Origin of the sequence: Rothia sp. HMSC08A08 (assembly GCF_001808385.1) — a bacterium.
Classification (GTDB): domain Bacteria; phylum Actinomycetota; class Actinomycetes; order Actinomycetales; family Micrococcaceae; genus Rothia; species Rothia dentocariosa.
Genome location: NZ_KV793060.1, coordinates 1 through 18,559, shown reverse-complemented (window position 1 = coordinate 18,559; position 18,559 = coordinate 1). Strand labels below are relative to the sequence as shown.

General features: G+C 53.7%; 16 protein-coding genes, 1 tRNA gene and 1 pseudogene. 2 read left to right on the top strand and 16 right to left on the bottom strand.

Annotated features, from left to right (window positions below):
* Positions 1-736: hypothetical protein (locus HMPREF3164_RS03045; protein ID WP_246822582.1), on the top strand; the 736-nt coding region annotated here is incomplete at its 5' end.
* Between the two features lie 82 nt (positions 737-818).
* On the opposite strand, the gene HMPREF3164_RS03040 is transcribed toward HMPREF3164_RS03045, so the two are convergent.
* From HMPREF3164_RS03040 to HMPREF3164_RS03015, 6 genes are all read right to left on the bottom strand, one after another.
* Positions 819-905, bottom strand: a tRNA-Ser gene (locus HMPREF3164_RS03040).
* A gap of 226 nt (positions 906-1,131) precedes the next feature.
* A complete protein-coding gene (locus HMPREF3164_RS03035; protein WP_070448762.1) occupies positions 1,132-1,782 on the bottom strand; it encodes a TetR/AcrR family transcriptional regulator in 651 nt (216 codons plus the stop codon).
* Positions 1,783-1,791: 9 nt separating this feature from the next.
* Positions 1,792-4,356, bottom strand: a complete 2,565-nt coding sequence (locus HMPREF3164_RS03030) for a YhgE/Pip domain-containing protein (protein ID WP_070448760.1) — start codon at positions 4,354-4,356, stop codon at positions 1,792-1,794.
* Positions 4,357-4,358: 2 nt separating this feature from the next.
* Complete coding sequence (locus HMPREF3164_RS03025; protein ID WP_070448758.1) at positions 4,359-5,285, bottom strand: ABC transporter ATP-binding protein; 927 nt, start codon at positions 5,283-5,285, stop codon at positions 4,359-4,361.
* A gap of 381 nt (positions 5,286-5,666) precedes the next feature.
* Positions 5,667-6,185, bottom strand: coding sequence for a tRNA adenosine(34) deaminase TadA (gene tadA, locus HMPREF3164_RS03020; RefSeq protein ID WP_070448756.1), 519 nt, complete (start codon positions 6,183-6,185; stop codon positions 5,667-5,669).
* 55 nt (positions 6,186-6,240) lie between these two features.
* A complete protein-coding gene (locus HMPREF3164_RS03015) occupies positions 6,241-8,373 on the bottom strand; it encodes a RecQ family ATP-dependent DNA helicase (RefSeq protein WP_070448753.1) in 2,133 nt (710 codons plus the stop codon).
* A gap of 359 nt (positions 8,374-8,732) precedes the next feature.
* On the opposite strand from HMPREF3164_RS03015, the gene HMPREF3164_RS03010 reads away from it, so the two are divergent.
* Complete coding sequence (locus tag HMPREF3164_RS03010; protein ID WP_048751718.1) at positions 8,733-9,392, top strand: DedA family protein; 660 nt, start codon at positions 8,733-8,735, stop codon at positions 9,390-9,392.
* Between the two features lie 105 nt (positions 9,393-9,497).
* Here the strand turns inward: HMPREF3164_RS03010 and HMPREF3164_RS03005 are convergent, their stop codons facing one another.
* The 10 genes and pseudogenes from HMPREF3164_RS03005 to HMPREF3164_RS02960 all read right to left on the bottom strand — a co-directional run.
* Entirely contained in the window at positions 9,498-10,205 is a 708-nt protein-coding gene (locus HMPREF3164_RS03005) for a cation:proton antiporter family protein (RefSeq protein WP_070448751.1), read from the bottom strand.
* A 171-nt stretch (positions 10,206-10,376) separates the two neighbouring features.
* Complete coding sequence (locus tag HMPREF3164_RS03000; protein ID WP_070448750.1) at positions 10,377-11,141, bottom strand: hypothetical protein; 765 nt, start codon at positions 11,139-11,141, stop codon at positions 10,377-10,379.
* A gap of 160 nt (positions 11,142-11,301) precedes the next feature.
* A complete protein-coding gene (locus HMPREF3164_RS02995; RefSeq protein ID WP_246822581.1) occupies positions 11,302-12,189 on the bottom strand; it encodes a hypothetical protein in 888 nt (295 codons plus the stop codon).
* A gap of 305 nt (positions 12,190-12,494) precedes the next feature.
* Positions 12,495-13,028 carry a mechanosensitive ion channel protein MscS gene (locus tag HMPREF3164_RS02990; protein WP_070448747.1) on the bottom strand — a complete coding sequence of 178 codons (534 nt, stop codon included), beginning with the start codon at positions 13,026-13,028 and terminating at the stop codon, positions 12,495-12,497.
* 347 nt (positions 13,029-13,375) lie between these two features.
* Positions 13,376-14,221, bottom strand: a complete 846-nt coding sequence (locus HMPREF3164_RS02985) for a hypothetical protein (RefSeq protein WP_246822580.1) — start codon at positions 14,219-14,221, stop codon at positions 13,376-13,378.
* A gap of 117 nt (positions 14,222-14,338) precedes the next feature.
* Positions 14,339-15,064 (bottom strand): hypothetical protein, encoded by a 726-nt coding sequence (locus HMPREF3164_RS02980; protein WP_070448746.1) that lies wholly within the window; start codon positions 15,062-15,064, stop codon positions 14,339-14,341.
* Between the two features lie 165 nt (positions 15,065-15,229).
* Positions 15,230-16,042 carry a hypothetical protein gene (locus HMPREF3164_RS02975; protein ID WP_070448745.1) on the bottom strand — a complete coding sequence of 271 codons (813 nt, stop codon included), beginning with the start codon at positions 16,040-16,042 and terminating at the stop codon, positions 15,230-15,232.
* Between the two features lie 237 nt (positions 16,043-16,279).
* Entirely contained in the window at positions 16,280-16,891 is a 612-nt protein-coding gene (locus HMPREF3164_RS02970; RefSeq protein ID WP_070448744.1) for a hypothetical protein, read from the bottom strand.
* Positions 16,892-17,029: 138 nt separating this feature from the next.
* A complete protein-coding gene (locus HMPREF3164_RS02965; RefSeq protein ID WP_246822579.1) occupies positions 17,030-17,998 on the bottom strand; it encodes a skin secretory protein xP2 (protein APEG) in 969 nt (322 codons plus the stop codon).
* A gap of 104 nt (positions 17,999-18,102) precedes the next feature.
* A pseudogene (locus tag HMPREF3164_RS02960) lies at positions 18,103-18,559 on the bottom strand (hypothetical protein); the annotation flags it as partial.

Genomic DNA, 18,559 nt, shown 5'->3' with positions numbered 1-18,559 from the left:
GCGCCGGCGTGAGCGTGAGCAGAAAACCCAGCAGATAGTAGAAGAAACTTCTGATCCTCGGGCTGTAGTGCGGGTGCTGGCGTCGGTGCGGTTACAAGCGTCGTGGTTCATGAAAATGCTCTTATGGGTACTGCTTATCTTGATTATCTTGATGCAGCTGTCCTTCTTTGACCGTGTCCTCTCTGGTGGATCACCGGAAATACCGGTTATCTGGATCAACTTCACGTTTTTGGTTCTGGGGCTTCCTGCCACTGTGTGGGGTTTGTGGGTGTGCAGGGTCTCGTACCGGGAAATCCTGCCCGAGAAACTCATGAGGGTCAATAACCGGGGACGTAAGCAGGTGCTGCACTACTGGCAGATTGACTCTAGTTATTTCACCCTATTAGGAGATGAAAACGGGCTTTTCGAGCTCACCGACACCACAGGGGTGGTGTATCGGTTTAAACCGCATGTAGAACCGTGCCGGTATGTGGGTTCTCAGGTGGCGTTTCGGGTGGATTATGGGTATTGGGCTGATCCGAACAATACTCAGGATGCTGGAATACTTGTGCAGTATATTCGGGAAAAGTTGTGGGTGCAGCGTCTGTTGGAGGTGCCCACTGTTTCGGGGTTAGCCCACGAGGGGTACGGGGAAGGGTACAGGCCTGTTGGTGGTCCTGATTTCGGGCCTGAGTTTCGTATCAGGCAGAGTGTGTTGGGGGATTTCACGTGGGCTAAAAACTTCGTCCTCACCTAAGCCTATAGCTTTCTATACACAAGGTGCACAGCAGAAAACCCGCCGGGTCTTAGAGTTCTAAGACCCGACGGGCTTAGTTATGCGGTGGTGGAGGGATTTGAACCCTCGTTGGCTGTTACACCAAACATCATTTCGAGTGATGCACCTTCGGCCGCTCGGACACACCACCAATAGGATATGATTCTACCGCATCCGCCCCAAGGGGGCAAAAAACTCCACCCCCTTGCTCGGTTCCATCCAAGGTGCTGGGGACGCCCCTCAAATCCTTAGCGACAAGCGCATTATACCGCTTATTCTGCCTGAGGATCTTAGTTCCTCACCCAGGGGGTTAACCTTCAGTCAAGAGCGAACCCATAGCGGCTGTGCACCCCAATATCGCCTGAAAGCCGCATCCGTCAGTGCCGAATATAGCCGTCAAATACCAGCATGACCGCACGGGTGGAGTCCTCGATGCTACGCTGCACCCCGTGTATCTCCCGGTCCATCGCCAGCATAAAAGTAGCACCAAAAATAGAAAGCGCCAACGCACGTGTATCCTGGGCGGTATCGATCGTGTAGCGGCTGCGCAGGGCGCGTACCTGCGACTCTATGAAATCCAGGATTTCTTGGCGGTTGTCCACCATTGAGTCGGTCCAGGCGTCCAGCCCCTTCCACACTTCGCTCACCCAGAGCCTGGTGAACCCTCGGTGTTCGTGCAGATAGGTGAGCGCCGTGGAGATGCTTTTGCGCAGCCCTTCGCGCGGGTCGCTCTGAGCGATGGAAGCTTCGCTCATGCTCTCCACGAGCAGGTGCGTGCCGTATTGCAGAAGCCGGTCGATCATGGTTTTCTTCGACCCGAAGTTGTAGTACACGGTGCCTTTGGAGACCCCGGCGCGCTGGGCGACCTCTTCAATGCTCACGTGGGCGCTTCCCCGATGCTCCATGATCTCCATCGTGGCGGTGAAGAGTTTGCGTTGGGTTTTGCCGGTGCGGCCCGGTCGGCGTGCGGGGTTCGGCGTATCGGGCATGGGGATGGTTCCCTTCGTGGCGGTTGCTGTTCTCTCCATGCTAAGGCCCTACACCGTGATTTCGGGGATTAGTTTTTTCAGGGACCAGATGCGGTCACGGCGGGTTCCCAGGTACCCCAGCACCAGACCGACGGCACCCCACAGCAGCAGGTACATCATGATCGGCATCAGGCTGGATTCGTTGATGCCGTAGCTGAGCCTGCGCATACCGGTGACGGCGTAGCCCATGGGGAAGAAGTCGTGCATCCATCTCATGGCGTGCGGCAGAGTTTCGTAGGGCATGGTGCCGCCCGCCGTGATGAGCTGCAGGATCATGATAATTAGGGCTATGAGCTTGCCGGGCGAGCCGAAGAACACCACCACACCATGAATGAACAGGGTGAAGATCGTTGCGACGAAGCAGAGGAAGAGGAAGGCAAGCCACGGATGCGCCATCTGGAATCCGAGCCCGAATTTCACTGCCGCGAACATGAGTACTGCCTGGGCGATACCGATCAGTCCGAACGGCAGCCAGCTTCCTAGGATGATGCGCGCTGTCGGTGCCTTTGAGGCCAGTGCACGGTTGTTGAGCGGGCGCAGGGTTTGCACGAGCATCAGGCCGCCGATCCACAGGGCTAGGCACATGAAGAACGGTCCCATACCCTCGCCGTAATTACGTCCGTTGGCTAGGGAGCTGTGTTCGAGGTCCACGGGTGAGGACATGACGGAGGCTACGTCTTTTTGCTGTTCTTCGTTCAGGTTGGGGATTTGGCGGGTGCCGTTTTGCAGTCCGGTGGAGAGCTGCCCGGTTCCGTCTTTGAGCTGTCTCGTGCCGTCGGCGATTTGGCCGGTACTGCTGTTGAGTTTTCCGGTGCCATCGGCAAGCTGGGACGACCCGTCCTGCAGTGTGGTTGCGCCCTCGTGCAGTTTGTTTTGGCCGTCTACGGCTTCTTTTTCGCCATCGGCAAGCTGCTGTGCGCCGTTGTGCAGGTTTCCGGTACCGTTTTTGAGTTCGCCAGTGCCGTCGGCCAGCTGGGATGCTCCGTTATTGAGGGTGGAGGCGCCATCGGCAACTTTCCCGGTGCCGTCGGCGAGCTTAGCTGAACCGTCCGCCAGGGTGGTTGCCCCGGAATCGAGTTTGGTGATGCCGTCGCGCAGTGTTCCGGCACCCTGCGCTACCGCCGTGGCGCCGGAGTCGAGCTTATCCACCCCGTCAATCAGGGTACTGAGTTTTTGCGCTGCAGCGGATTCCCCGGTGGCCACACAGTTGTCGTTCTTGAGGGTTTGCAGCTTCACCAACACATCTGAACCGGCTTGTCCGTGCTGCGCCAGATGGTTTTTGAGTGCCTGATCGTTCGCGGATGCTACAGCCGATTTCGTCTGTTCGGAGTTGATGTTGGCGACGATCGCGTCGGCGGTTTCCTGGCTGATGGAGCCGGATTCGACGAGAGGCGCTAGTTTCTGCCGGGTATCTTCGGCAACCTTAGATACCACCGTATTTGACAGATCTGTGCCAAAATCCCCGCTTGGGGCGGAGGTGTCGATCGAGTTCAGGTTTTGGCACATGGCGGTGAGCGTTCCGGGAAGTTGACGCACCCCGTCCTGATCCAGTGCATTCTTGAGCGAATGCGTTCCGTCGGCGACCTGCTGGGCACCTTGGGCGAGGTCGTTCGCGCCTTTCTTAAGGCTGCCGGTGCCGTTTGCGAGGGCTGCGGAGCCATCCGCCAACTGGGAAGCGCCGTTATGCGTGTCAGAGGCACCGTTGGCCAGGGTTGATGATCCGTCAGCGAGCTTGACCGCACCGTCATTGACTTTTCCGGCACCCTGGTTGAGGGTACCTGCGCCGTCAGCCAACTGGGACGAACCGTCGGCGAGCTTATTTTGCCCTTCGATGAGCCTGCTGGAACCATCCACCAGCTGCTCAGACCCGTCCGCGAGCTTGACGGCACCATCGTTGAGGGTTCCGGTTCCGTCAGCGAGTTGGGTCATCGCATCGGAAAGTTTGACGGTGTTCGCGTTGATTTTGTCGGCGCCGTCGGCTGCCTCATTCATTTTGCCGTGAATGGTCGTGAAGCTTGCCAGCAGAGTGTTCGCCGTCTTATCCCCCACCTTGGAGGCCACGGAATCCCGCACGGCTGTTCCCGCCTTCGTCACGATGTTGGTGAGCACATAGTTATTGGCGTCGTTCGTGATAATTTCCAGCCCGGCGGCCTGCGGGTTAATGGGACCGGTGTTGCCTTTCTCATCGGGTTTGAACGAGCCGGTACTCACGAGCCTGGCCGAGAAGTCTTTCGGAATCACGAGCGCAAAATCATAGGTCCCGTCGCTGACGCCTTGGACGGCTTTATCACGGGTCTCTACGCTCTTCCAGTCGAAGGTTCCCGCATCCAGCAGGCTCTTTTTGACATCCGCACCGGTGTTCAGATCGTTACCGGAGGCATCTTTCGCGCCCTCGTCTTCCACCACGAGCGCGCCCACAATACCGTTCACATTCCCGTAAGCATCCCAGTTGCCGTACAGGTACAGTGAACCGTACAGCAGCGGAATACACGACATAGCAAGAAGCACCAGTACCGGAAGCACTCCGGAGGTTAGACGCTTAAGTTCGACGAGCGCAACACGAACTACACTCACAGTTACTGTTCCTTCTCTGCTGGATTCTTCGGGTTTGATAATTCTTCGAGCTGTTCTTCGTGGTCTTCGAGGAGAGACTCGGATACTTCGGATGCGTTCACCGCCGAGTCTTCCTGCGGTGACCGGACGGTCTGTACCTTCTCGCCCGGATCCTCGCTCTGTAGCGTCTCGCGATCGTTCGGGTCGCTATGATCGTCGTCGTGGTGGTCGCCGCCGAGCAGGTCATCCAGGGACGAGTCGGTTTCCTCCCGCGCAACGGTGAGGCGGATGCTCTCGGGCGCATCCTGCGGGTTTTCTTCAAGGTCTTCGTGGGCGTCACCAACCACGGCAGTTTTGCCGTCCCAGCTTTCGGAAATATGCGGAACTACGGCGATCACGGCACACGGATCGTCTTCGTTTTCGGCGAGTTCCTGCAGATACGGCAGCCACATGCGGGTGTGGTCCAGATGCCGTGACGGAGTATCAAATACCAGAAGATCGGAGCGGGTATGCGCCGCTAACGCGCTCATCAGACGGATGTTCTGCTCACCTGTAAGCTGTTCGGTCCAGAGCCTATCGAGCTCGCCTAAATCATTCTGCTCCAGCCAGTGGCTTGCTCGGGGTCGACCGAAGAACGGCAGAGAGTACGAGAGCATTTCGGAGACGTAATCATGCACGCGCATATGTACTTCGGGGGCGGTAACTTCTGGGGAATCAATAATGTCAGAGATACTGCGCAGGTGGCGCAAGCTGACGGGGCTTCGGTGATCCCAGCTGAGAGTTCCGCCGCTGAGCTTCAGCCGCCCGGTAAGGGCTAAGCTCAGGGAAGTGCGTTCAATCTGACTGTCGGCCTGTATCAGGATGACCTCGCCGCGTTCCACCGTGAAGCTGGTACGGCCGAAGAGCGCCTTATGGCGACCCCGAGCCCAAATATCGTCTGCGGTTAACATGTGTGCTGAACCTTTAAATGAATACGTGTCAGGATTCTTGGCGCGTCCCCGCGTTAAGTGGCACGCAGGACCCTGAATTACCTCATCTATCGTAGATCCGCAGAAACAGTGCACATGACCATTTTTTGACGATTTCCGATGTTATTTTTGAAATTTATGGATTATTTTTCAAAGAAAAAGCGATTTTCGTTCAAATAAGGGGGTGAGCGGTGCCGGCTCCCATCGCTCCCCCTCTCTCCCTCTATCTTCTTCCTTCCCTTCTCAGACTAAAAGACTCATGATGTGCTCAAGCACGGTTTCCTCCGTTTTATTCACATCACGAGACTTTTATGAGGGAAGACAAAGAATTTAGACAAAATACCCAGCAGTTTAGATCCCCTGCTACGGGCGGCGTGCTTCAAAAAATGTGCGCATCAGCCCGGCACATTCCTCGCGCAGCACCCCGGCGTAAACCTGCACATCAAGCCCTAAACGACGGTCACGGAGCACATCATATTGACTCCCCACCGCACCCGTTTTTTCCTCCCAAGCACCCATAACCACCGTGGGTATGCGCGCCATCAGAATCGCCCCGGCACACATGAGGCATGGTTCAACGGTCACTACGAGCGTGCACTCTTCCAAACGCCAGGTCTTAAGATGCTGTGCCGCCTGGCGAATCGCGTGGATCTCAGCGTGCCCGGTGGGGTCATGATCGTGTTCGCGACTATTGTGCCCCGAGCCGATAATTTCGCCTTCGGCATTCACCACCACCGCGCCGATAGGTATCTCACCGGCGCATGCTGCGCGCTTTCCTTCGTCGAGAGCCAGGCGCATCCAGCGTTCATGCTCAGCCAATGTCGCAATGGTACTGAGGGCTTCACCGTCACCGGCGTGAGCACCACTATTGTTGTATTCCATATCGTCTATATGTCCTTGTCAAAAGCTATATATTCCTCATGAGAAATACATATTCTCAGTGTGTCACACCCAGCGCGAAGGGGTATACAGCGGATGCTCCGCCCGCCCGCAGCCGCTGCGCCAACACGGTGATACTCCAGCGAGAATCCACAATATCGCTCACCAAAAGTACAGGTCCCGGATGCTCACGCAGCCTCTCAATTACCTCAGGCGGAATCTGGTAGGAACGCATGACATCGGCACATCGGAAAACACTGTTACCGCCGAAGAAACGCGGTTCGGCAGCCAGCTCAGCCTCGCCCAAATACACGAGTTTGCCGACATGGGCCAGCCCCTCCCCCAACGAGCGCGCTAACGTGGGACGCACCGGAGACGGTACCGTGAGTACGGTTTCGGGGCGCCCGGTTTCACCCCAGTCCCATGCCGCAAGAACCCGCACGCAGGCCTGCCCGAGGGCTTGGGGAACGGGCGTATCGAGAGGTTCCCCGGATTCGTCGGTCGCCAAAAGTTCACGCACACGGCTGCCCCACCCCACATCGCTGAGGCGTGCCAGCGCGTAACCCGGTTCGGCGCGCTCTGACACCGGAATCTTACCCTTTGGCGCGTTCTCTCCCACGAGCTCCTGTAGCCCGGTAGGCCACATGCCGCGCGGGGCTATTTCTACGCCAACCGCGTTGAGGGTTCCTTGAGCCTGCTGCACGGCGCGCTCAGAGACCTGTTCGGGGTACCAGGGGCCCGCGCACCTATCGCATTTTCCGCACGGAGCCGCCGTGGTATCGTCCAGCTCGCGTGCCAGAAAGACCATGCGGCACCCTTCGGTACTCTCGTAGGCGAGCATGGCCTCTTGCTCCCGAACGCGCGCCTGCGCCACGGCACGGTATCGCGGTGCATCGTAGCTCCAGGGAGTACCTGTGGAGTACCAGCGTGAGCCGATCTTGCGCACAGCATCCTCAACATCGAGTACTTTGAGCAGAAGCTCTAAGGTGCTTCGGCGTAACTGTACACGCGCCTCCAGCGCGGGTATAGAAAGCCCATCGGGCTCATCCGCCAGCGCCTCACACACGGCGTAGGCGTTCTGTTCGTCGGGCATGGATGCGGTCGCAAAATACTCCCAGATCGCGCGGTCTTCACGCCCGGGCAGCAGAAGCACATCCGCATGGTCGGTGCCGCGACCGGCACGGCCTACCTGCTGATAGTAGCTCACCGCCGAAGAAGGCGCCCCAAGATGCACCACAAACCCCAGATCCGGTTTGTCGAATCCCATACCGAGGGCACTCGTGGCAACAAGCGCCTTAACCCGGTTGGCTTTGAGGGCTTCTTCGGCTTCGCGGCGTTCATCGGGATCGGTTTTTCCGGTGTACGCAAGAACCTTGTGCCCGGCGGTTTGCAGCAGTCGAGCGGTGTCTTCGGCGGCGGATACTGTCAGGGTATAGATAATTCCTGAGCCCGGCAGCGTATCAAGGTGTTCAACCAGCCAGCCTAGACGCTGCGCTTCGTCGGGCAGCTGCAGCACGCCCAGCCTCAGAGAATCGCGGGTGAGCGAACCGCGCAGCACCACAACATCCTCGGGGTTGGCACCTGCGACAAGCTGTTCGGCAATATCGCGGCTTACACGTTCGTTCGCGGTTGCGGTCGTCGCGAGTACGGGAACGTTCGCATCAAGTTCACGAATAAGTGCCCCGATGCGCCGGTAATCGGGGCGAAAATCGTGCCCCCAATCGGAGATACAGTGCGCTTCATCGACCACCAGAAGACCAAGCCGCGGCTGAAGATAAGGCATCCATTCTTCACGAAATGCGGGGTTATTGAGTCGTTCGGGTCCAATGAGGAGAACGTCCAGCTCATTCGCATCAAGGCGGGCGCGTATTGCCTCCCATTCGGTCACGTTAGCGGAGTTCACCATAGCGGCACGAACCCCGGCACGTTCGGCTGCCTGCACCTGGTCGCGCATGAGCGAAAGCAGCGGGGAGATAATAAGGGCAACCCCGGAACCTTGGGCACGCATCAGAAGCGCCGAAATAAAATACACGGCAGATTTTCCCCAGCCTGTACGCTGTACCACGAGGGTGCGGCGGCGGTCGGTGACAAGCGCCTCGATAGCCTCGAACTGCCCGGGGTGAAAGCTCGCATTCGGGTTTGCGGTGAGCTTTCTGAGCAGGGCTTGGGCGTTTTCATGGAGTGTTGGCATGGGGTTCCTTTGTGAGGGGTTTCTCCCATCATGGCAGATTTCAAGGTTCCGCACATGCTGTACGGTTACCTCGTGCATACAGGTTTGGGAATACTATAACGGTCACGGAATATATGGGTACTGACTTCACTATCCTTTATATTCTTCATCGGGCATAGACGCCATGATTCCATCAGTTAGCCAAGCTCACGAGGCAGGTTCACACTCTTAATCGTTTCTCACAAAGAATCCCGGTAGAATATTGCGAGACACTTCATAGCTTCCACATATTTTTGCCTTAGTGGTCTCTCAGGCAGACCGCATAGGATTGTGTGCAAGCACCGCGCGTGCCTTGTGTTCGACTACTTCAGGATTTTTCTATGGCTTTTTTTATCCCCGTACTTCTTGCTCATCTTCCGCTGGGGCTCCTCGGTTTCAAGCTTGAAGATGTGCTGATCAGCACCGGTCCGTGGGTTCTGGTGGTTTCGGCCATCATCGTTTTTATCGAATCGGGCGTGCTGTTTCCGGTGCTTCCGGGCGACTCTTTGATCTTCGCTCTGGGTATGCTCCACGACCGCATGGGGCTGTCGCTCTGGTTAGCGTTCCCGGTTCTTATCATTGCGGCGGTAGCTGGCGGCGAGGTCGGGTATCAGCTGGGTGCCCGCTATGGCCGTAATCTTTTCAAAGACGATGCAAAAATCCTGAGCACCAAGAACCTGCACGCTGCGGAAGAATTTTTTGCTAAACGAGGCGGTTTCGCGCTTGTTGTAGGTCGCTTCGTACCGATCGTTCGTACCTTTGTTTCGCTGGCGGCGGGTATTTCTTCGTATCCCCGCCGCAGGTTCAACCTCTGGAACATCCTGGGTGCCGTCCTGTGGATTGGTTCTATTGGTATGGCAGGCGTGCTGTTGGGTGGGGTCGAGTTCATCCACAACAATATTGAGATGCTTGCGGTCATTATTGTGTTGGTTTCGGTTCTGCCCGTGACTTTTGAATACCTGCGCGGCCGTTCCAAAGCCAAGAACGAGGCAGCCGAGTAGGGGCGCCTAAATCTCAAACTTCTGCGTATGCATAAGGGGGCGGCGAATACAGTCTGTATTCGCCGCCCCCTGCTATATGCTTATATTCTTATCGAAGCATATATCCTAATGGTTATAGGGTTGGCTACCCTGTTGCTGGTAGGGATTTACGCCACTCTGATTCTGCTGGTACATACGCCAGATGCGGCTCTGAGCGGTATACTGCGTAGCATCACGCAGCACCATGAACACGATAATGGCGCCCTGCAGAACCGTTGAGAAGATTGTCATACCAATTGACACAGGGTCGTTCATCGTGGAATACGGGGAATAACTTACCGACCCTGTACCAGCACCCGCGAGGATCATAATCAGGGTAATCACACCGAATGCAGTACCAATACTACTTAAGACCAAAGCTGTAATACGCGCCCAAGTGTGCCCTTTGGCGTAAAAATAACCGATAACGACCGTAAGAGCGACTATGATGACGGCTATCAGAATGCCAACAACAATACTCGTTGTTATCAACGAGTCTGAAAAGTTGACGCTACTGTAGTTCCCATACGGAGAGTACTGGTTCTTCTGCTGTTCGAGCAGGGCATTCATCCTGTCTCGAAGGGTTACCGAGTTGTAAATACTTGATACCAGGGCATAAAGCGCATACCCAAAGATCAGGTAAATACCTGTTTTTACTACCGTGCTGGGTTCGGGTTTTTTCTCTGGAACGGGCGCATAAGCCCCTGACTGGTATGGCTGGCTATAAGGTCCTTGAGGTTGTTGGGTGTATGAGGGCTGATACTGCGGATCTTGATAATAGGGATTTTGGCTCATGATGTGTCCTGGTGACTCTTATCGTGTGTACCGGTGCTATATCTATGGCGGTCGTATGCATGCCAGCAACACTTTTATATGGTGCAAAAACGCAAAACGCTCGCCATACTTCAATGGTAGTGTACGGCGAACGTTTCTGCGCTGTTGAGGGCGCATCCGAGTGTTTATAGGCTAGTTCAAACGGTACCCATCACCATTGTCGTACCGGTTATTAGGATTCTGCGGTGCGGGGTTTGGTTGTGATTGCGGGTTCTGTGCCTGCGGGTTTTGTGCAGCCTGACCGAATCCTTGTTGAGGCTGGGATTCTGTGGGCTGTTGAACGGGCTGCGGGCCCTGATCCTGCCGGTAGTTGCGCCAGAGGCGGCTATCGCTCGTGTACCGAGCGGCATCACCACGAAGCATGAAAACCACTACCGCAATCTGCAAAATAATGCCCAATATAAGAACTATGTATACTGCAGGGCTTATAGATACCTGCTGCACCCCATCCATCTGAGATGTAACGGACTGTACCAGCGACTGGGCGAGTAGGGTGAGCAAGAAGTAGAGCAGATCACGAATGGTACCAATAATCCCCAGGACAAGGGCGGTAATGCGTGCCCACCCGTGACCCTTAGAGTAGAAGAATCCGAGGAGAATAGTAAACGCAGCAAAAATTGCACTGATGACATAGCCGAGTCCCATCGAAGAGTTTACTTCGGTCGTCTTGCCGTTCTCCGTGTGGTATGTCTGGAACCCGAAATCATCCAAACCAACGATGGCTCGCATGATCATGTACAGTGCCACGGCGTAAATCAGGTAGGTGCCGATCTTGACGACGGTAGTGGGCTCGGGTTTCTGCGTTGGCACGGGTGCGTATTGAATCGCCGGGTGCATGGGCGCGTTGGGATGCGGCGGCTGGTATGGGGGTTGTTGACCATAAGGATCTTGACTCATGGCTCCTCCTCAACAATGTTTTTTGTGGTTGGGCTGCGGAATTCTCACTTCGATTGTTGAGAGTTCCTTAAAAAAATGTTCGTCGTGCCCCCGTCTGAGGTGCACGACGAACATTGTTAGGCATGCACGAAGTGCATCAAACCTATGAAATTTTCAATCTCTAATTCAGATTGTACCCGCTATTGCCCTGATGGTCTTGGGGATTTTGCGGGTTTTGCGGCACATTATTCTGCTGAGCCTGCGGATTCTGAGGAGCTTGCGGGTCATATCCATACCCCTGCTGCTGAGCCTGCTGGGTATTATGCTGTGCAGCGGGCACCTGTCCTTCGGATGCGGGCACGGCGAGGGCGCTGGCATCGACGGGCTGATTTTCCTGCTGTTGTGCAGCTACCGCGCCGTAATATTCCCGAGCCTTCTTCATGTATTTAAGAGTGGTTGGCAGCCAGATCAGGATAATCAGAAGAACCTGGATCACGATAGAAGCTAGTTCGAGATAAACCCCAAACTTTATAGCGGAAAAGAATCCTTTGTACTTCTCTGGGAAAAGGGGATCGCTTATAATTTCGTCAAAGCTATTAACGTTATCCAGAGCCTCTGGCATTCCATTAGCATAGATCACTGTAAAGATACCGGCTACAGCAGTAAGACCGATAGCAGATCCTAGACCGCCTTTCTTCATATTTCTTGCTAGTGTAAAGAAAAGAAGGGCAATTACGATGCCAAAGATAATTCCTCGGGGGCTAGAATCAGTAATTCCAAGTTCACTTTCGCTGATGTTATATTCTTGGGCGAAATTTTTTGCCTGCGGATGTAGGTAAAGCCCCATAATAATATCGATAATCCGCAAAAGAGCCGCGATAATACCCACGATGAGAACGGCGACAACGGTTCCTCGGTACGCGGGCTTCTCAGGAAGATCTGCGGCGGGAGCGGGGGCGTTCCCATACATGGGCTGACCGGCGGGGGCGGGTTGTTGGGGGTAGCCTTGGTTTCCGGAAGGCTGAGGGTTTTGAGGCAGAGCCGGGTCAGGTCTATGCTGCTCGCTCATCGGTGGTACTCCTTTGTTCTCGGTTACCGTGTTAAACGGCTGTATTACGAGCATAGCGGAGCCTTAGTTTCAGGTCATACATTATTGACCGATGTCGTGAAATATTTTTTAATCACGCCGAGCTCAACCTGATATTTCGTCATATACGACGAATTTTTGAACACGCCCGATCTCGAATTTTATTCGGGAAAAACCCATCATCAACCGCAAACCATCGCTCCCGAATTCAGAAAAGCTGACGCGCCGCCATTGGCTCAGGAACATAGCCCGGATTTATCTTGTAAATAGGCTCCCAGAACCTATGGCTAACAGTGGGCGCATGCCTGACGGTAGGCGTTGCTCTCACGCATATACAGGGTAACGCTGGCGGGGAACATCAAAAATCCTAACAGCACCAGGTGCGTCAGTGCCGCCATGCTCAGCACCACAACTGACAAATATGACCCCGGAATATCGGGAACGGCAGGGCGCAGCCAGCTCAGAGTCAGCAGGGAGGTTCCCAAGGTCAGCAGCGCGAGTGAAACCAGCAGAGCACGCGCCAGCGCATACCCCCGAAGAATAAAAATTCCTAGAATAACGTGCAAGAAAACGTTAGCAATAGTCAGAGCGTTACCCAGAGCAAAATTTTCAAAATGCCATGATGCTGTCAGGTATATGGTGCGAAGAATAGCAATCATCATGCTGGCGCATGCGGATATCTTCACCGCACGGGGTACATAGGGGTGCTCTAAAGAGGCTCTCGGTATGGGCGAATAATTCACCATATTCTTTTCGCCCATATACCCAGAGGCCAGTGTTGTTTTGGAGTATTCAGAGCGTACAGCACTGTCATAGCTCATCGGCGGTATTCCTCCTAGAGGGCTGCGGCATTGTACGAAAGCACCTAAGGTCTTAGCTGAGTGTTACGAAGAACCTCCACAACCCTTAAAGCACACGTTACAGGTTCATCAAGTAATATGACAATATCTCTAGGTTTTTGGACTGTGTTTTAATATTGAAAAGCGTCGATTTAAGGCGCTTATAGTTTCATTATTTATCGGTCAGATACCCAGAAATAAAGGCTTTATGGACATACAAGAAATTATTTACGCGCAACGAGATCAGTTATAAAAAGGGTGCTGCAGCATATATGTTAAATATATGCCGCAGCACCTTCACGAAGTAAAACCCTTATATCCTCAGGGAGCTAAAGCTGCTGCCCTCCAGAGGAAGGCTGGTTCCCTGGTGCCTGCCCCGGATGCGGCGCGGGTGCCGGATATGCATAGGGCTGCGGCATTCCGTAGGGGCTATTGGCCTGGTTCCGCGCCCGCCGCACCGAAGTACGCTGGCGAACATACCTATTCGCGGGCGGCAGCCACATCAGAATCAGGGGCAGAAGACCCACCACCAAAATGGAGATATAGATGATGACAAGTCCGAAAGCTTGACCCCGAAGATCCACCAAATCCGTAAAATTGGCAAACTCGTTGTAGCCTACGATCGAGTCCATCAGGAAAAGCATGACTAAGAGCGTATTCAACACTGTAAAAACCGTCAGAACAATACGCGCCCAGTTGTATCCCAGGAAAATAAAAATTCCGAAAAAAATGTAGATGATGCTGAAGAAGATACCAAAAACAAAACGGCCTACTAGACCGACCTGCATATCTCGAAGTTCATAAAATTCCGGTTTAGCAATGAACTGTTGATAAGCGCTCTCCCCCAACGATTGACGGAGCGCTTCTATCAGGGTGTTCACCATAGAGGCCATAACGCCGTATTCGATGACGCGCAAGATGGGCATCAAGATCGCCAGGATGAGGACAGACAGCAGCAGAATCGACATTTTCGGTTTTACGGCTGATTCCGGCGGCGTGGAAGGTGACGGCGCCGCCTGATGCACCGGATTCTGCATATAAGGCTGCGAGATCTGTGAGTTTACGGGCTGGTTCTGCCCATACTGATTCTGCGGCTGGTTTGGGTATGCACCCGATGTCTGTGGAGCTTGCGGCAGCTGGGGGTCTGGGCCGGTTGGCCTGGGGTATTCATTCATCGACAATAGTCCTTACGGTTATAACGGGGGGGTGAAGCACCGCTTTGGGCTTCCTTTCGAGAATAGCGGAAAGTACTCACGCTACCTAGCATTCGGGCTTATTTAATGACAACCAGGCTATGAGCTTGTACCTTTAGCCTGCTCTTTCGAGGCTGATTCCGTCTGAGCCGCCGACTGAGCGATGTAACGCTTACTACCCGCCTCAAGCGCCTTTTTAGCTTTCCAGTAGGCTTTAGTATTCCGCATATACACATTCACGGGCGGCATCCACACGAGAACAACCAGGCAGATGTTCGTCAGGAAAAGTAGCATATATATGGCCACCAGAGCCCCTAAATACCCCTGCGCATTCGCAAAAGCCGGCGCCTCTGGGTTAGACATCGTATAAGCCTGCCCCAAAGCGCTCATACCGCTCATTAGCATGCCCAAGGAAGCAAGAATAGTCAGCAGAATGCGACCCCAGTTTTTCCCACTATTCACGACGAGCCCAAAAAGAATATAAAGCAGAGCAGATGTCAGCACGGAAAGAAAATGGAATGTGAGCGTTGAGTTTAGCTGCGCCTGTGCAAACATTCCAGATTTCATCTGCTCAAGAGACATATCACCATACGCAGGTACGTGCGTGCGTGATTGATGCCATTTAAGAGCCTCGCTCAAATATGAAGACGTTAGGACATACTCCACAAAACGCAGGATTGGGCACACGGTAGCGGTAAAAATTGCGAAGACAAAAACAAAAGTAGGTCTTTTAGGCTCCTTAAAGGCGGCAGCGAGACCTCCTGGATTCGGTGCTGCCTGATACGAGGGCGTGCCTTCCGGCATGGGGGCGACAGAATATGTCATGATGCAGTCCTTACACGGGTTTTATAAAATTTATAGTGTTGCATGAATACTCTTTTGAGCATACTAAAAAGTTCTTTGAACACCAGCATTGTGGTTCTCTTATGAACCGAACCTTGGCGGCTTAGATTCTGCCGCCGCCCTAGCTGCCGATCACAATCTGCTCGTCTACGACTGCCGCCCGGTATTGGGGTTGTAACCTCCTGGCTGCTGACCCGCATAGTAACCTGGCTGAACAACGTGATATGCATATACCTGCTGATATTGAGTCTGTTCCATTAAACGCGCCAGCCGATATGCCTTGAGTTTGCGTACATAACGATTAGCCGGACGAAGCCACATCACAATTATCGTAAGTAGGTTAACCGCGCAGAGGGCAGCGTATAGAATCACGAGCACCCTCATATACCCCTGTACCTGTGGATTTTGTGAGATCCCTTCAATACCTGTCTGTGCGGTATTAAAAGCCCAGCATTTGAAGGCGCTCATAATAATCCCGATAACGGCAAGAATTGTCAGCATAATACGCGCCCAATTCCGCCCCACATATGCGAAACAGCCGAAGAGCAGATAAAGACACGAAGACACAAAAACAGATACCAGCAAAAGGGCTGCCTGGGCGCCCGAGAGTAAAAATGCGGGAACCGCAATGGCCTCGCGATCAATATTCTCTGCATACTGTTGGGAGCTTACCCAGCGTGCCGCCTCGTTCATTAACGATGCACTGACCAGATACTCTATGATCCGTAACGCGATACATGCCAAAGCACCCACAAGAACCAGTGTCAGTACGAATGTTCGTGCAGGTTTTTCAATCTTAACCGCGTTATTGCCATATGTGCCCTGAGGGGCAGTTTGAAGGGGAACTGTAGGATTCTGCCCCTGCCCCACCGCCATATGCTGCTGTAAATGCTGCACATAAGGGTTTGTAGGTTGCTGGGGTGAGGGGTCTCCTGAAGCCGGGTTTGGGTGGTTGGTCATCGGCGATTCTCCTTGAGGTTTTAGCTCAATAGAACTGTGAACTTATTTCTGAGAGTAGCCGACCTCAAGGGCGGTTTGCAGTATTTACACCCGTATTCCATATGTGGAATATTTCTCAGCAGGTTTTCTGCGATATACAAAAGGGACTGTACCAGCTCGGAAAATACCTGGCACAGCACCCTCAAAATACCCTCTCACCTGTATATATTCCAAATAGAGAATATACCGTGGGGTGGTTTAGAACATCAGGGAATCCTCACGCTGCTCGGCACGCCATAAACTTCGCGCATGCATGTATTCGCGGGCGGCACGGCTCCAGATCAGTCCAAGAGCAATAACGCTCATCACAAGATACGGCATACCCACATAAAGAGGCACATAAAGCGGCGACGAGTTGGAATCCAAGAGGAACTCTACTTCCTCCATAGGAGCCCCATTAAGACCGGCCATGATAACGCCCACCAGCAAGAGCACAATAAAGGTACAGAGCATTCCCAACAGCAAGGAGGCAGTCAGCACATACGCAGCCCACCTATGCCCGCGTAAATACGCAAATAACACCACCACATGAAGCGCCATCAGCACGAAGGTAGCCATCATGAAAAATACGAGGGGAAGCTGGTCTTTGAGCGTCAGAAAAGTTTCTGATTCCCAGAGCGACACGCCCTGCAGCGGCACCGTAACAACCCAGACGATATACGAGATCAGAATGTACGCCCACATCCCTATAAATATCGTCATGATGAGGGTTGCCAGAGACACTTGAAGGGGCCTTATAGGCTTGCCCGATATCTTCGACACTAATACCGTGGCCCGATCGTCATGCGGATGCTCTGGCTGGTTTTCCACCCGGGTTTTCCCCTCTCGTACTGGTTTCTAGTGTTAGATTAGCAAGGTTTGCCAGCAAGAGACAGAAACAACGCCGCCGCGCATGTCATATCATGTCGCGCAACCACACAGTGAGTCCCGTACAGATGTTTACGAAGACTAGCGAATACTCAATGTTGGACGAGCAAGTATCGCGCGCAGAGTATTGAACTTATACAGGGTTACACTCAGCAATGCGATTTCAAGAAGCCATAAAGCACCCAGCGCGCAGAGCACAATCATGGGGTCAAGACCCAGTGAAATACCATCCCAGTTCAAGACGAGAAGTAGGAATGTGATGGGTGAAAGTACCAGTCCAACACCGATAAAGCAGATCAGCGAAAATATTCCCCATACGGAATATACGGAAGCGTCCGAAGCGTCTTTGGGCGGACGCGCTAACGGCCATACCTGAACAACGGTGTAGATTGTGATAATCAGCCAGAATCCCCACCCCATATTGGTGGTGTAACGTGCAATAATAGCGCCTTCAAAAATCCCCAAGAGAGTGAGCACTGCTAACCGGATACCGATGATGATGTTCAGGGAACGTCGTCGTGCATTTATTGTTTCAATGCCTACCTGCATTTGAGAGAATGCGCGGCTCAGATTCTTCGGCGTATATGCCTGATGTGGAATACTATTCCGTCGCGGCGATACATCCTGCTCAACCTCTTGTGAGGTTTGTGATGGGGCAGGTTCTGATGTAGCGGATACATCCGAAGAACTAGACGTAGGCGGCGTTGATGCGGGTGCGGGAATAAAACGTGGGGCAGGCGCATCTTGAGGTGCCTGAGGCTCGGCAGTTTTCGGTTTCGTAGCTGCCCGAAGCGCCTGACGAACCGCGCCCTGTTTCTTGGGCTGCGGTGGCTGTGGGGCTGGTTCCGGCTCCCCAGAATTCTGTCGTGCATGCTCAAGGGCGTATGCGGGCGGCGCTGCCGGAACCGCGTGGCGAATCGGTGCCGTGTAGCGGGTGGGCACCGCATCCTGACCGGCCGGCGGGGCTTCGCCCCGAGGCGAAGCATCTTCGGCGTTCATGCGGGCAGAAGGAAACGCATCGGCATCATGCACGCGAGATTCGTGATCCACAGCAGTTTCCTCCTCCCCATATATCCTAATCCTAAGGATTTATACGGATTTTCCGACGTATAAATTCCCGAAGCCGCATGAGTTTTTTATCTACGCATACCCTATCACGGTTGGTAGGTATTCTTCGGGGAATATATACCTCGTTTCATGCGCGATGCATACACAACAAATACGATCGAGAAAGCTAAATCAACCGCAGGTGCAACTGTCGCCAGGAGGGCGACTAATGCCCCTCTACCCCCGTTATGTCCCCAGGTCGCCATACTTCCAACTGCTATGAGTAAAACTAGGGCTCCTCCCATAGTTCCCAAGGCTGAAAGTACAATCCCAATAATGTTGATAACGCGCACCATCAGATAATGGCGGTTATTTTTAACGGCTAACCAGCCAAAAATATTGCAGATCATAAAGGCCGCGATAAATATTACTAAAATATACCCAGGTGCAACGACTATACGTTCACGTGAAAGGCATTTATCCTGATCCAATGCCCCTTGGCACGAATCAAACGTGTCATTAATACCTGAATTGACTTCCTCTACCCCGTGAACGGGGTAAATT

What these genes read in the sequence shown, in the direction of transcription:
- HMPREF3164_RS02975 (WP_070448745.1), bottom strand. Translation starts at nt 16,042, where the DNA reads ATGACCAACCACCCAAACCCGGCTTCAGGAGACCCCTCACCCCAGCAA.
- HMPREF3164_RS03035 (WP_070448762.1), bottom strand. Translation starts at nt 1,782, where the DNA reads ATGGAGAGAACAGCAACCGCCACGAAGGGAACCATCCCCATGCCCGAT.
- HMPREF3164_RS03015 (WP_070448753.1), bottom strand. Translation starts at nt 8,373, where the DNA reads ATGCCAACACTCCATGAAAACGCCCAAGCCCTGCTCAGAAAGCTCACC.
- HMPREF3164_RS02980 (WP_070448746.1), bottom strand. Translation starts at nt 15,064, where the DNA reads ATGACATATTCTGTCGCCCCCATGCCGGAAGGCACGCCCTCGTATCAG.
- HMPREF3164_RS03000 (WP_070448750.1), bottom strand. Translation starts at nt 11,141, where the DNA reads ATGAGTCAAGATCCTTATGGTCAACAACCCCCATACCAGCCGCCGCAT.
- HMPREF3164_RS03005 (WP_070448751.1), bottom strand. Translation starts at nt 10,205, where the DNA reads ATGAGCCAAAATCCCTATTATCAAGATCCGCAGTATCAGCCCTCATAC.
- HMPREF3164_RS02995 (WP_246822581.1), bottom strand. Translation starts at nt 12,189, where the DNA reads ATGAGCGAGCAGCATAGACCTGACCCGGCTCTGCCTCAAAACCCTCAG.
- tadA (WP_070448756.1), bottom strand. Translation starts at nt 6,185, where the DNA reads ATGGAATACAACAATAGTGGTGCTCACGCCGGTGACGGTGAAGCCCTC.
- HMPREF3164_RS03025 (WP_070448758.1), bottom strand. Translation starts at nt 5,285, where the DNA reads ATGTTAACCGCAGACGATATTTGGGCTCGGGGTCGCCATAAGGCGCTC.
- HMPREF3164_RS02985 (WP_246822580.1), bottom strand. Translation starts at nt 14,221, where the DNA reads ATGAATGAATACCCCAGGCCAACCGGCCCAGACCCCCAGCTGCCGCAA.
- HMPREF3164_RS02990 (WP_070448747.1), bottom strand. Translation starts at nt 13,028, where the DNA reads ATGAGCTATGACAGTGCTGTACGCTCTGAATACTCCAAAACAACACTG.
- HMPREF3164_RS03010 (WP_048751718.1), top strand. Translation starts at nt 8,733, where the DNA reads ATGGCTTTTTTTATCCCCGTACTTCTTGCTCATCTTCCGCTGGGGCTC.